12 protein-coding genes and 1 tRNA gene are annotated in these 13,151 nt (G+C 66.6%); 1 reads left to right on the top strand and 12 read right to left on the bottom strand.

Annotated elements, in window-relative coordinates; genetic code table 11:
• Positions 1–62 precede the first annotated feature (62 nt).
• The 9 genes from BFAL_RS03610 to eno all read right to left on the bottom strand — a co-directional run bounded on the left by BFAL_RS03610 (position 63) and on the right by eno (position 7,291).
• Positions 63–545: a GreA/GreB family elongation factor gene (locus BFAL_RS03610; RefSeq protein WP_055427066.1), complete on the bottom strand. Its 483-nt coding sequence runs from the start codon at positions 543–545 to the stop codon at positions 63–65.
• A gap of 139 nt (positions 546–684) precedes the next feature.
• Positions 685–1,089, bottom strand: coding sequence for an FKBP-type peptidyl-prolyl cis-trans isomerase (locus tag BFAL_RS03615; RefSeq protein WP_055427067.1), 405 nt, complete (start codon positions 1,087–1,089; stop codon positions 685–687).
• 143 nt (positions 1,090–1,232) lie between these two features.
• Positions 1,233–2,696: an L-serine ammonia-lyase gene (locus BFAL_RS03620; RefSeq protein WP_055427068.1), complete on the bottom strand. Its 1,464-nt coding sequence runs from the start codon at positions 2,694–2,696 to the stop codon at positions 1,233–1,235.
• 73 nt (positions 2,697–2,769) lie between these two features.
• Positions 2,770–3,339 carry a hypothetical protein gene (locus tag BFAL_RS03625; RefSeq protein WP_055427069.1) on the bottom strand — a complete coding sequence of 190 codons (570 nt, stop codon included), beginning with the start codon at positions 3,337–3,339 and terminating at the stop codon, positions 2,770–2,772.
• A 201-nt stretch (positions 3,340–3,540) separates the two neighbouring features.
• Positions 3,541–3,619, bottom strand: a tRNA-Leu gene (locus tag BFAL_RS03630).
• A gap of 91 nt (positions 3,620–3,710) precedes the next feature.
• On the bottom strand, positions 3,711–4,709 hold the full coding sequence (locus BFAL_RS03635; protein ID WP_055427070.1) for a Ppx/GppA phosphatase family protein: 999 nt from the start codon (positions 4,707–4,709) through the stop codon (positions 3,711–3,713).
• A 64-nt stretch (positions 4,710–4,773) separates the two neighbouring features.
• Complete coding sequence (locus tag BFAL_RS03640; protein WP_055427071.1) at positions 4,774–5,334, bottom strand: DUF501 domain-containing protein; 561 nt, start codon at positions 5,332–5,334, stop codon at positions 4,774–4,776.
• The gene (locus BFAL_RS03645; protein WP_055427072.1) at positions 5,331–5,894 is read right to left on the bottom strand and encodes an FtsB family cell division protein; all 564 of its coding nucleotides are present in this window, start codon (positions 5,892–5,894) and stop codon (positions 5,331–5,333) included. The genes BFAL_RS03640 and BFAL_RS03645 overlap by 4 nt, the downstream gene beginning before the upstream one ends.
• 98 nt (positions 5,895–5,992) lie before the next feature.
• Entirely contained in the window at positions 5,993–7,291 is a 1,299-nt protein-coding gene (eno, locus tag BFAL_RS03650; protein ID WP_055427073.1) for a phosphopyruvate hydratase, read from the bottom strand.
• A gap of 291 nt (positions 7,292–7,582) precedes the next feature.
• Between eno and BFAL_RS03655 the strand changes: the two genes are divergently transcribed.
• On the top strand, positions 7,583–8,086 hold the full coding sequence (locus BFAL_RS03655; protein ID WP_082440338.1) for a GNAT family N-acetyltransferase: 504 nt from the start codon (positions 7,583–7,585) through the stop codon (positions 8,084–8,086).
• A gap of 48 nt (positions 8,087–8,134) precedes the next feature.
• Here the strand turns inward: BFAL_RS03655 and mfd are convergent, their stop codons facing one another.
• The 3 genes from mfd to BFAL_RS03670 form a co-directional block, all read right to left on the bottom strand.
• Positions 8,135–11,779 carry a transcription-repair coupling factor gene (gene mfd, locus BFAL_RS03660; protein WP_055427074.1) on the bottom strand — a complete coding sequence of 1,215 codons (3,645 nt, stop codon included), beginning with the start codon at positions 11,777–11,779 and terminating at the stop codon, positions 8,135–8,137.
• On the bottom strand, positions 11,769–12,368 hold the full coding sequence (pth, locus tag BFAL_RS03665; RefSeq protein WP_055427075.1) for an aminoacyl-tRNA hydrolase: 600 nt from the start codon (positions 12,366–12,368) through the stop codon (positions 11,769–11,771). The genes mfd and pth overlap by 11 nt, the downstream gene beginning before the upstream one ends.
• 106 nt (positions 12,369–12,474) lie before the next feature.
• Positions 12,475–13,017, bottom strand: coding sequence for a GNAT family N-acetyltransferase (locus BFAL_RS03670; protein WP_055427077.1), 543 nt, complete (start codon positions 13,015–13,017; stop codon positions 12,475–12,477).
• Between the last annotated feature and the right edge of the window lie 134 nt (positions 13,018–13,151).

Genomic DNA, 13,151 nt, shown 5'->3' on the forward strand with positions numbered 1-13,151 from the left:
GGCCGTGTACGCACGAACATCCATCGTGCGTACACGGCCCCCGCCGTACGAACGCCCGCCGCTCAGGCGAGCGGCTTCGCCTCCTTGATGACCACGGAGATCTCACGCCCGTTCGGGGCCTTGTAGGTCACCGTGTCTCCCGCGTTCGCGCCGTTGATGGCCGCGCCGATCGGCGATTCGGGGCTGATGATGTCGTGATCGGTGGCGATGGCGAGATCGCGCGTGCCGAGCACGAACACCTTCTCACGGCCCATGATGTCGAGCGTGACGAGCGAGCCGTCGCCGACCTTGCCCGCAGGCGGGGCGGTGAGGATCTTCGCATGACGCAGCTTGACGGTGAGCTCGTCGATGCGTCCCTGGTTGACGCGCTGCGCCTCGCGCGCGGCCTGATAGCCGCCGTTCTCGCTCAGATCGCCCTCGGCGCGCGCCGCGGACACCTTGGCGAGGATCTCGTCACGGTACTCGCCTTCACGCCAGGCGAGCTCCTCCTTCATCTTGTCGTACGCCTCCTGGGTGAGCAGGAGGTCCTTGTCCTCTTCCGCCATACCGGTTCCTTCCGTTTGTCGTTGTCGTTGTCGATGTTGTCGTTGTGTTCCGCCCGCCGCAGGCCCCGCCACGCGACGGCAAGATATGAGAAAGCGCCGGCAACGTCTCCGGCGCTTTCGTGGATTGGTGACGCCGTGTTCAGCGCGTGGAGATGATGTCGATGACGAACACGAGCGTGTCGCCGCCGCCGATGCCGGCCTGCGGGACGCCACGCGAACCGTAGCCGTACTCCGGCGGGATGGAGACGATCAGACGGGAACCGACGTTGTGGCCGGGGACGGTCTGATCCCAGCCCTTGATGACCTGTCCCACACCGATGCCGAAGCTGGCCGGCTGATGGCGGTCGAAGCTGGAATCGAACGGCTTGTCATTGCCCCAGACCACGCCATGATAGTTCACGGTGACGGTGTCGCCGCGGCGCACAATCGGGCCGTCGCCCTCCACGACCTCGACGACCTTGAGGCCGGCGGGCGCCTCGGCGCTCGGGAACTCGATGACGGGCGTGGTGCCGAACTCGGCCTGCACGGTGGGCATATCAGCCATGAGATTGTCCTACCTTCCTAAATCAACCGCCCTCACGGGCACACAATGCCGCTCATAATAGCACTGTTGCGGCGGGCGTGCACCGTATGCTCACGCAACGCTAACAAGAACCGGCGCCTCCGCGCCGGTATCCCCGCCCGCCCTCAGCATTCGACGACGTTGACGGCGAGACCTCCCTTGGACGTCTCCTTGTACTTCGCCATCATGTCCTCGCCGGTCTCCTTCATCGTGCGGATCGCCTGATCGAGACTCACGATGTGCGAGCCGTCGCCGAGCATCGCCATGCGCACCGCGTTGATGGCGGTGTTCGCGGCCATCGCATTGCGTTCGATGCACGGGATCTGCACGAGCCCGCCGACCGGATCGCAGGTCAGGCCCAGATTGTGCTCGATGCCGATCTCCGCCGCGTTCTCCACCTGCTCAGGCGTGCCGCCCATCACGGCGGCGAGACCGGCGGCGGCCATCGAACATGCCGAGCCGACCTCGCCCTGGCAGCCGACCTCCGCGCCGGAGATCGAGGCGTTGCGTTTGAACAGGTATCCGATCGCACCGGCCGTCAGCAGGAACGTGACCACGCCGCGCTCGTCGGCGTCGTCCACGAAGTGCCAGTAATAATGGAGCACGGCGGGGATGATGCCCGCGGAACCGTTCGTGGGCGCTGTGACGATGCGCCCTCCCCCGGCGTTCTCCTCGGAGACGGCGAGCGCGAACAGGTCCACCCATGCTGCGTCGGAGCTTTCGAGCACGGCGTCGCGGCGTCTGCGGTCGCGGCGCAGCACGTCCGCGTTGGAGGCGAGGCGCGCGTACATCTTCGGCGCGCGTCGCGGCACGTCGAGTCCGCCCGGCAGCACGGGTTCGGCGGACGAGCACCCGTGGTCGACGCATTCGCGCATGACGCGCCACACGTTGTCGATGGCGGAACGCACCTGTATGGCGGAACGCGAAGCGGTCTCGTTGGCCCAGACGAGTTCGGCGATGCTCAGATGGTGTTCGCGGCACAGTGAGACGAGTTCGCTGCACGAGGAGAACGGATAGGGCGCCTCCGGGCCGAAGTCCGTGGAGGCGGATTCGTCGGCGTCGGCGAATGCGGTGCCTTCGGGCGGCCTGTCGTGGATGCCGATCATCGGGTCGTCGGGGTGCCCTTGGCGGATGAACCCGCCGCCGATGGAATACCAGACCTGCTCGTCGATGAGGCTGCCGGCGTCGTCGAACGCCTGGAACCTCATGCCGTTGGGGTGGGCGGCCATGCGTTTCCACTGGTCGAGTACCATGTCACGCCGGTAATGGAATCCGATCCGTCTGACGCCCGCGAGGGCGAGCGTGTCGTCGAGGGCGCACGTCTCGCGGATGCGCAGCATGTAGGAGGTGTCGACGGTGGCGGGCACGTTGCCTTCCAGTCCGGCCATGACGGCGCGGTCGGTGCCGTGGCCGAGCCCGGTCAGGGCGAGCGAACCGTACAGCGTGACCTTGACGCGCGACGTGCGCTCCACGAGGCCGTCGGCGGCGAGGGAGGCGGCGAACCGGTGCGCCGCGGACATCGGGCCGACCGTATGCGACGAGCTGGGGCCCACGCCGATGGAGAACATGTCGAGGACGCTGAACGTCATGGAAGCTCCTTTTCCTTTCCCGCCGCGGTCGCGCATGCGCGCGCGGACGCGGTCACGAACACGGACGGCCGTCTCACCTGCCGAGCGCGGAGAACATCATCACGCCGCACACGAGTCCCAGCAGCGCGAGCACGACCTGCACGGCGAGGAGCGTGAACGCCAGTCCCCTGTTCGCGGCGAGACGCTTCGCGTTCACCTGCGCCAGCAGGGTGGCGAGGAATCCGAACACCACGTAGTTGACGGTGACGGCGGCGACGTCGCCGTTGGCGAGGACCACGCCGTTGAGCGGCTGGTCGAGCGAGTTCATCACCGAGGTCATGACGAACAATCCCCACACGCCGTATCCGATCGCGCCGACGAGACCGTAGGCGAACGGCTTGAACTTGTCGCGCATGCGCAGGGTGATCGACTCGACGCACCACAACAGCGCGAATCCGACGACATACGTGTACGTGACGGCGACGAAGACGACGAGCAGCGCCCACGGGACGAGCGAGGCGACGTTGCCGATCATCGCGAGATAGAAGCCGGAGCAGGCGATGGCGCCGATGGCCAGCGTGGCGCCGACGATGATGTTCTGCGCGAGCATGACCGGCAGCCCGGTGGCGGTGTCCTTGTCGACATGGGTCCAACTGGACGGCATGATGTCCCTCCCTGCATGGCGCGCACCGTGGATGCGCTTCGTCTGATGGAAACGCACGTCAGACTATCCGCCGTATATATGGTGCATGTTTCGTCGCACCATGGACCGTGCCGCGCGGCCGTGCCCACGATGTGCCCACAACGTGCCCGACAGGCCGTATGGGAGATTCCGGAGCGTTGGAATTCCAACGTTTATAGGCGGTGCCCCCGGCGGGACTCGAACCCGCATGCCGAAGCGATCGATTTTAAGTCGACTGCGTATACCATTTCGCCACGGGGGCATGGCCGGTGACCGGCCGTACCATTGTACTACGCGTGTACTGCGCGCACTGCGTCCGTACGTCGGCACTCGCGTCAGCGCCACGCGACGCGCTACGCCGCGAGGAGACGCCGACCGTAGTCGAGGACGATGCCGTCGAGCAGACCATGCTCGCTGGCCACGTACGAGTCGATGGCCTCGCCGTGGTCACGCAGGGCCGCCTCGCTCACCTTGGCGAGCACGCGGTTCCACACGACGGCGCCCCCGCCGACCACGTCGATGCGGCCAGGGTGGATGGTCCTGTAGGCGCGGCGCTGCTCGCGCGTCATCCTGAGGAACAGGTCGTCGACGCCGACCGCGTCGGCGATGGGCAGACGGTACCCGTCGACGACGGAATGGTCGTACTCCTTCAGCCCGATGGCGAGCGCGGTCATCGTGGTCACCGTGCCGGATACGCCGATGATGGTGCGCGCACGGCCTGCCGGCACGGTGCGCAGCGCCTCGTCGATGTGCGCGTCGATGTCCTCGACGGCCTCGGCAATCTCCTCCTCGGTGGGCGGGTCGGTCCGCAGATGGCGCTCGGTCATGCGCACGGAACCGATGTTCATCGAGTACGCGGCCTGCACCTGCGTGGCGGGAGCGGTCTCGCCGTCGCCGCCGATGACGAGCTCGGTGGAACCGCCGCCGAGATCGACGACCAGATAGGGCGCGGGCAGGCTGCCGCGGTCGACGACCGACGTGGCGCCGAGGAAGCTCAGATCGGCCTCCTCCGTGCCGGGAATGACCTCGGGGCGTACGCCGAGGATGCGCTCGATGCCGTCCTCGAACTCCTCGCGGTTCTGCGCGTCGCGCGTGGCGGAGGTGGCGACGAAGCGGATGCCGTCGACCGGATGACCGGCGAGGATGTCGGCGAACTCGCGCGCCGCCGCGTAGGCGCGTTCGAGCGCCTCGTCGGCGAAACGGTGCGTCTTGTCGACGTCCTGTCCGAGCCGGATGACGCGCAGCTGGCGCGGCACGATCTCGGTCATACCGTGTTCGTCGACGCGCGCGACCTTCAATCTGATGGAATTGGTGCCGCAGTCGATTCCCGCGACGGTCACCGCCTTGCCCATGAGCTTCTTCCTTTCCCTGGATGTTCCACCTGATCGGCATCCCGCCCGGATGCCGCGCATGACGCTAGTCGAGCACGCTGCAGCGGCAGACGGACGGATCGAATTCGTCCTTCACCCGGTCGAGCACCATGTCGCCAATCGGGTTGGCGCCACGACCCATGACGAGCGACTGGGCGATGAGCGCATGCAGGCATTTGACGCGCACCGGCATGCCGCCTGCGGACGTGCCCTCGATATGCTCCTCGGTGTCGCCGAGCTTCACGGCGATCTCATGGCGGAACGCGAGATACAGCTCGTGTGCATGCCCGTATGCGGCCTTCACGTCCTCGTCCTCGGCGACGAGACGGCTGTATTCCTGCATCATGCCGTCCGCTTCGACATGCGATGCCGCCTTGACTGCTTCGGGGCTCGTCAGATAGCAGGTGGTCGGGAACGGCACGCCGCCGGGCAGCAGCGGACGGGTGACGACGGCGAGCGGGCGCCCGCAGACGCAACGCGCGCCCACGGCGGCCATGCCGCGCGGGTAGCGTCCGAGCTGATGCTCGACGATGGCGATGTCCTCGTCGCTCGCCCGGTGTTCGAGGATCTGGTCGGCCAATGCGATCGGGTCGATGGTGGTCGTCACTGCTGGTCCTTTGCGCTCGTGTCCCCTGAAACGGAGTCCTGCTGGTTCTGTGCGTCGTCGGCCGTGGCCCCGCTCTGCTTGTCGGTCTGGACCTGCGGCAGCGGCTCATCGGCCTTCTTGAACGCATACGACAGTTCACTGTACCAAGGCAGTTGCTTGGACGAATCCTTGCCCGTGTCGTCGTCGGAAGTCGTGTCCGTGTCGACGCCGGTGACGGATTGCGGATTCTGCACGCGCACCGCCGTCTCGCCGGGGAAGACGAAGCCCAGACGTTCCCTGGCCTGAGCCGCGACATAGTTCTTGTCGTCCCAGCGGGAGATGTCGTTCTCCAGCTCCTGCTTCTGCGCGATGAGCGCCGCCTCCTGCCGTTTGAGGCTGTTGAGATGGGCGAGGTCGGCGGCGTACGTGTTGAACGTGGAGACGAGCTGGATGGCGCCGACCGCCACGATGAACAGGGAGACGAAGAAGGCGATCGGACCGGAGTTGCCGCGTCGGCGCTTGCCGTCCTTCACGGCGGAATCCCCGCCTTCCGTACGCGATGACCTGTTCCGTGTGCTCATGGGCAACAAAATACCCGCCGTGTTCGACGGAACACGACGGGCATCCTGTTCATTCAGCGCCGACCATGATGGTCAGGCCGCCGGCGAAGCGGCATCGCTCACTTGGCGATGTACTTCTTGCAGGCCTTGAAGGCGCTGTAGCCGGCGTACTCAGCGGTGGAGCCGAGCTCCTCCTCGATCTCGAGCAGGCGGTTGTACTTGGCGACGCGCTCGCCACGGGCCGGGGCACCGGTCTTGATCTGGCGGGTGTTCTTGGCGACCGCGAGATCGGAGATGGTGGTGTCCGGGGTCTCGCCGGAACGGTGGGAGACCATGGAGGTGAAGCCGTTGGCGGTGGCCAGCTCGATGGCGTCGAGGGTCTCGGTGACGGAGCCGATCTGGTTGAGCTTGACCAGCAGGGAGTTGGCAGCGCCCAGGTCGATGCCCTTCTGCAGACGCTTCGGGTTGGTGACCAGCAGGTCGTCGCCGACGAACTGGAGGCGGTCGCCGAGCTTCTTGGTGATCTTCGCCCAGTCGTCCCAGCCCTCTTCCTGGTACGGATCCTCGATGGAGACGATCGGGTACTCGTCGATGAGCTGCTCGTAGAAGTCGAGCATGTACTCGGAGTCGCGCTCGTCACCCTCAAAGTGGTACTTGCCGGTCTCCTTGTTGTAGAACTCAGAGGAGGCGACGTCGAGGCAGATGCCGATCTGCTTACCCGGCTCGTAGCCGGCGGCGGAGATGGCGTCGACGATGTAGTTCAGGGAGTCCTTGTTGGACTTCAGCTTCGGGGCGAAGCCGCCCTCGTCGCCGAGGCCGGTGTTCAGACCCTGCTTCTTGAGGACGTTCTTCAGGGTGTGGTACACCTCGACGCCGGCGCGCAGGGCCTCGTGGAAGGAGTCGAAGCCGTACGGGGAGATCATGTACTCCTGGATGTCGGTGGCGAAGTCGGCGTGGGCGCCGCCGTTCATGATGTTCATGTTCGGGACCGGCAGGATGTGGCCGTTGGTGCCGCCGATGTAGCGGTACAGGGGCAGGTCGGCGGACTCGGCGGAGGCGTACAGGGCGGCCAGGGAGACGCCGAGGATGGCGTTGGCGCCGAGACGGCCCTTGTTCGGGGTGCCGTCGAGCTCGATCATCAGGTCGTCGAGAGCGCGCTGATCGGAGGCATCCAGACCGATGATCTTCGGAGCGATCTCCTCGTTGACGGCCTTGACCGCGTTGAGGACGCCCTTGCCGCCGTAGACGGACTTGTCGCCGTCGCGACGCTCCCAAGCCTCGGCCTCACCGGTGGAGGCACCGGACGGGACCAGACCCAGACCGCGGGCACCGTCTTCGGTGTCCAGAACGACCTGGACGGTCGGGTTGCCGCGGGAATCGAGAATCTGACGCGCGTAGACGCTTTCAATTGCTGCCACAACTACTCCTTTAAACGTTAGGTTGTGATGACACCGTCAAGGATAGTGTCATTGATGGACTACGCGCAAGACTTCACCCTCGCGTGTTGTTAACGCTCACACACGGTTGTTCACTCACTTTTCAACGTTGTTCGCCCTCCGTTCGCGCACCGTCCATGTTCCATGGTCCGGACGGTGCGCGCACACGGTGGACATGCGCCGCCGCATCGTCGTGCGGCGGCGCAGGCCACGACGCCGCACGACCCCCTCCGGATCGCATGGCGGCGAGTACACTGGGCGCGCATGAGCGACATGACCGACATGCACATCCGTCGCGCGCTCAGGCGCGACATCCCCGAACTGCACCGTCTGCTGCGACAGGTCGCCGACGTCCATCACCACGGCAGACCCGATCTCTTCAAGGCGGAGGCGACGAAATACACCGACGGCGAACTCGCCGCCATCGTCGAGGACGACGCCCGGCCCGTCTTCGGCGCGTTCGCCGACGCCGACGACGCGACGCTCCTCGGCTACGCGTTCTGCATGTTCGAGCGGCACCCGAACAACCACGTGCTCACGGACGTCACGACCCTCTACATCGACGACATCTGCGTGGACGAGCATGCGCGGGGCAGGCACGTGGGCACGGCCGTCTACAGGCATGTGCTCGATTTCGCACGCCGGTCCGGCTGCTACAACGTGACGCTCAACGTGTGGTCATGCAACCCGGGCGCGATGGCGTTCTACGAGCGGTTGGGGCTCAAGCCCTACAAGGTCGGCATGGAGACGATTCTCCAGACTCCGCACGAGGGATGAGCGGGTGGCCGGCACGTCCGATATGGGCGCGACGGCCACCCGCTCATCTCAGTTGCGCCTGCCCGGCACGTACGCCAGATCGTTGAGCAGGTCGGACACCCAGTCCATGACCTGTTCGCCGGGCATCGGGCCGCTGCCCAACGTGCCCGCGAACGGCGTGGGAACGATCATCTGGTGGGTGACCGGCCGGTACTGGAACCCCTTGTAGATGCGCGACATGCGCATGAGCATCGACTCGGGCGGGTCGACGCGTCCGATGCGCAGACGGTTCGACTGGGCGAGGATCTCCGAGATGCCGAGCGAGCGCGCCTTGAACTTGAGGCGGGCCACGCCGAACAGCATCTCGAACTCCTGAGGCAGCGGGCCGTAACGGTCGGTCAGCTCCTCGGCAAGCTCCTTCAGATCGTGCTCGTCGCGTGCGGCGGCCAACTTGCGGTACGCCTCGAGACGAAGCTTGTCCGAATCGATGTATTCCACCGGGATCGACGCCTCGACAGGCAGGTCGATGGACACGTTCACCGGTTCGACCGTCTTGTCCGGCTCCTTGTATTTCTCGACCGCCTCGGAGACCATCCGCACATACAGGTCGAAGCCGACGCCCTCGATGTGCCCGGACTGCTGGTCGCCGAGCAGATTGCCGGTGCCCCTGAGCTCCAGGTCCTTCATCGCCACGTCGAAGCCGGAGCCCAACGCCGTGTTCTGTGCGATCGTCGCAAGCCTGTCGTGCGACTGTTGGGTCATCGGCTTCGCCGGGTCGTACAGGAAGTACGCGTAGGCGCGCTCCCTGCCGCGCCCGACACGGCCGCGCAGCTGATGCAGCTGCGAGAGCCCGAAACGATCAGCATGATCGACGATGAGCGTGTTCGCATTGGAGATGTCGAGTCCGGTCTCGATGATCGTCGTGCACACGAGCACGTCGATGTCACGATGCCAGAAGTCGCGGATGATCTGGTCGAGCTGCTTCTCACCCATCTTGCCGTGGGCGACGCCGACCTTCGCCTCCGGCACCAGCGTGTGGATCTTGTCGGCGACGTGCGCGATGTCCTCGACGCGGTTGTGCACGTAGAAGACCTGGCCGCCGCGTAGCAGCTCGCGGCGCACGGCCGCCGTGACCTGCGCGTCCTCGTAGGCGCCCACGTAGGTGAGCACCGGCAGGCGGTCCTCCGGCGGCGTGGCGAGCGTGGACATCTCGCGGATGCCGGTGACGGCCATCTCCAATGTGCGCGGGATGGGCGTCGCGGACAGCGAGAGCACGTCCACGTTGGTGCGCAGCGCCTTGAGCGTCTCCTTGTGCTCGACGCCGAAACGCTGCTCCTCGTCGATGATGACGAGTCCCAGATCCTTGAACTTGATCTTCGGGTTGAGCAGCTTGTGCGTGCCGATGACCACGTCCACGGTGCCTTCGGCCAACCCCTCGATGGTCTCCTTGATCTCCTTCGGCTTCTGGAAGCGGCTCATCGCCGCCACGTTGACCGGAAATCCCTCGTAGCGTTCGGTGAACGTCTCGTAATGCTGTTGCACGAGCAGCGTGGTGGGCACGAGCACGGCCACCTGCTTGCCGTCCTGGATGGCCTTGAACGCGGCGCGCACCGCGATCTCCGTCTTGCCGAAGCCGACGTCGCCGCAGATGAGCCTGTCCATCGGGCGCGGCTGCTCCATGTCGTGCTTGACCTCGTCGATCGTGGTGAGCTGGTCCGGCGTCTCCTGGTAGGGGAACGCGTCCTCCAGCTCCTTCTGCCACGGCGTGTCCGGGCTGAACGCGAAGCCGGGCGTGCGCTGGCGGGCCGAATACAGCTTCACCAGGTCGTCGGCGATCTCCTTGACGTGCTTACGCGCCTTCGCCTTGGTCGCCGCCCAGTCGGAGCCGCCGAGCTTGTTGAGCTTCGGCGCCTCCGCGCCGATGTATTTGCTCACCAGGTCGAGCTGGTCGGTGGGGATGAACAGTTTGTCCGGCGGGGCGCCGCGCTTGCTCGGCGCGTATTCGATGACGAGGTATTCGCGCGTCGTCCTGTTCGCGCCGGTGCCGATCGTGCGCTGACGCATCTCGACGAATCTGCCGATGCCATGCTGCTCGTGCACGACGTAGTCGCCCGCCTTGAGCTCCATGAGGTCGATGGCCTTGCGGCGGCGCTTCGGCGTCTTCGCCTGCGCCAGCGCCGACGTACGGCCGGTCAGGTCACGTTCGGTGAGCAATGCGGTCTTCGCGCGGGCGTCCACGAACCCGTCGATCGCCTGCGAGCGGATCGTGTCGAAACGGGTGATGCCGGTCGCGTTGACGGCGCGGGCGAGACGCGCGAGCGTGCCTTTCGCAGCGGACGTGATCGTCACGCGGTACCCGGCGTCGATGAGTCCTTCGATGCCGGCGGCGGCCTTCGACTCGTCGCCGCGGTATTCGCCGGGGTTCGTCGCGTCGAGCTGCACGCGGCCGGGGCGGCTCGCGTCGACGGTGAAGCTGGTGAGGCGGATGACGTCGTGCGCGGAATGCTCGAGCGCGGCGATCGTCTCGTCGTAGTCGAGGAAGCTCGCCTGGTCGAAGGTGATGGGCGCGCCGGCGCCATGCCCGGACGCGGCGACATGCCAGCTGGCCGCGAGGAACTCGTTCGCCGTTTTGGCGAGGTCCTCGGCGGCGCGGCGCAGCTTCTCCGGATCGGACAGGAGGATGACGGCGTTCCCCGCCAGCATGCCGGCGACGGGCTCCATGTCGTCGACAAGCGCCGGCATCAGCGATTCCATGCCTTCGACGGGGATGGCGTTCGCAATGGATTCGAGCATGTCGTCGGCGTTCGGAATCGAGCCGATCAGCGATTTCGCCCGCGCGCGCACCTTGTCGGTGAGTTGGATCTCACGGCATGGCGTCGCCCAAATGGTCTTCAGCCCATCGCCGTAGGTGCGCTGGTCGGAGGCGTGGAATTCGCGGATGCCGTCGATCTCGTCGCCGAAGAACTCGATGCGCACCGGGTGCGGCGCGGTCGGCGGGAACACGTCGAGGATGCCGCCGCGCACCGCGAACTCGCCGCGGTCCATGACGAGGTCGACGCGCGTGTACGCGTTCTCGACGAGCCGGGACGCCGCCTCGTCGAGCGCGAGCTCCTCGCCCTGCGTGAACACGAGCGGCTCGACGTCCGCGAGACCGGCGACGACCGGCTGGATCAGCGAACGCACCGGCATGACAAGGATGCGGATCGGGCCGAACATCGGGTGCGTGCCGCTCGGATGCCTCAACCTGCGGAACACGGCCATGCGGCCGGCGACGGTGTCGGCGCGGGGGCTGAGGCGCTCGTGCGGCAGCGTCTCCCACGCCTCCAATTGGGCGATGTCGTTCGGGTCGCCGTCGTACCAGGAGCGCAATGCGCCGACCGTCTCCTCGGCCTCGCGGCCGGATGCGACGACGAGAACGACCGGTTTGGCGGAGGCGCCGGCCGCGCCGCCTTTCGCGATGGCGGCGGCGAGCGCCGGGCGCAGACCCTCCGGCATGCCGACGACGATCGAATCGTCGATGCCCTCCGGCGGCTCCACTTCGCCTGCGGCGACCGTGCGGAATACGGGGTCGGCGGCGACGAGACCGTCGAGGAGGCCGGCGAGCGAACCGTTGACGAAGTCGTGTTCGCGTTCGGGCGTGCGGGTGCCTTCCGATCCGGCACCTCGTGCGGTCGCGTCGCCGCCGATTCCCGTCGTGCGGGTGTCAGCGGCCATTGAACTTCTCCTGGGTCTTGGCGAGGCCCTTGAAGATGATGTCCTCGGCGGCGTCGGCGCCGTCCATGAGGAATTCGGGCAGCTGCCTGCGCTGGTCGGGGCCGAACCCGCCGAGCACCCAGTTGATGGTGTTGTCGTGCGCGTTGGCGCCGCGGCGGGCGTGGCCGACGCCCATGCGCACGCGCGCGTACTTCGGCGTGCCGAGCGACTTGTCGATCGACTTGATACCGTTGTGGCCGCCGGCGGAACCGCCGGCCTTGACCTTGATGCGGCCGAAGTCGAGGTCCATGTCGTCGTGGATGACGACGACATGGTCCGGCTGGATCTGGTAGTAGGCGCTGATCGAGGCGACGGCGTTGCCGGATTCGTTCATGTAGGTCAGGGGCTTGGCGAGGAAGAACTTGACGGCGCGGCCGTCGAGATGCATCGCGCCCTTGCCGAGCATGGCGAGGCCCTTGTGGTCGGCGAAGTTGACGCTCCAGCGTTCGGCCAGCACGTCGGCCGTCATGAATCCCATGTTGTGCCGGGTGTCCTCATATTTCTTGCCGGGGTTGCCGAGTCCCACGATCAGCCAGAAATCCGATGCCATTGCGCTTGCCGTTCCTTCCGTTCCCCGTCGCCGGCGTTGCGTACGACGGCCGTATTCAACCGGGAAGATTGTACCCGCACCGGGGAACCGCGCAGGACCGGCGCCCCTACAGGTCGAGGTACCAGTAGGACATGTCGCGCATCGTGCCGGTCGAGTCGGCGGCGGCGGACGGCAGCAGGCCGAACCTGGTGAAGCCGAAGCGCCGCATCAGCGCGACCGACCCGGCGTTGTCGGCGAAGATGACGCCGATGGCCTTGCGCATGCGCCGCGCACGCGCCTCGTCGAGCAGATGCTCCAGCAGGAACATTCCCGCTCCCCTGCCGCGGCTGTCGGGCGCGATGTAGTAGGCGAGGTCGGTGACGCCGTCGTATCCGGCGCGGTCGTAGAACACGGAGAGCGCGCCGAAGGCGACGACCTCCCCATGCCCATCGCCGTCACCGTCACGGGCGTCACCGGTGTCGCCGTCATGCACGGCCTCCACGACGAACACCCCGTAGGGAGGCCGGTGGGATTCCACCCATGCCCGGCGTTGGTCGACGGTGCGCGGCGTGAGGTCGGCCGTGGCGCCGCCCTCCACGACGGACGCGTTGTAGATGTGGGTGATGGCGGCGATGTCGGACTCTTCGGCCGCGCGGAAGAGGTACTGCATATGCGAGTCGTTCGGCATGCCCCGAGCATACCAACAGCCGGGATCCCACCATCGGAATCGCCCACATCGCCTCGCATGTCCGAAAACACGGCGGGAAAGGGGGGGGGCCGCCCCTTCCCCCCCGCCCGGGGGGG

Origin of the sequence: Bifidobacterium aesculapii, assembly GCF_001417815.1 — a bacterium.
GTDB lineage: Bacteria > Actinomycetota > Actinomycetes > Actinomycetales > Bifidobacteriaceae > Bifidobacterium > Bifidobacterium aesculapii.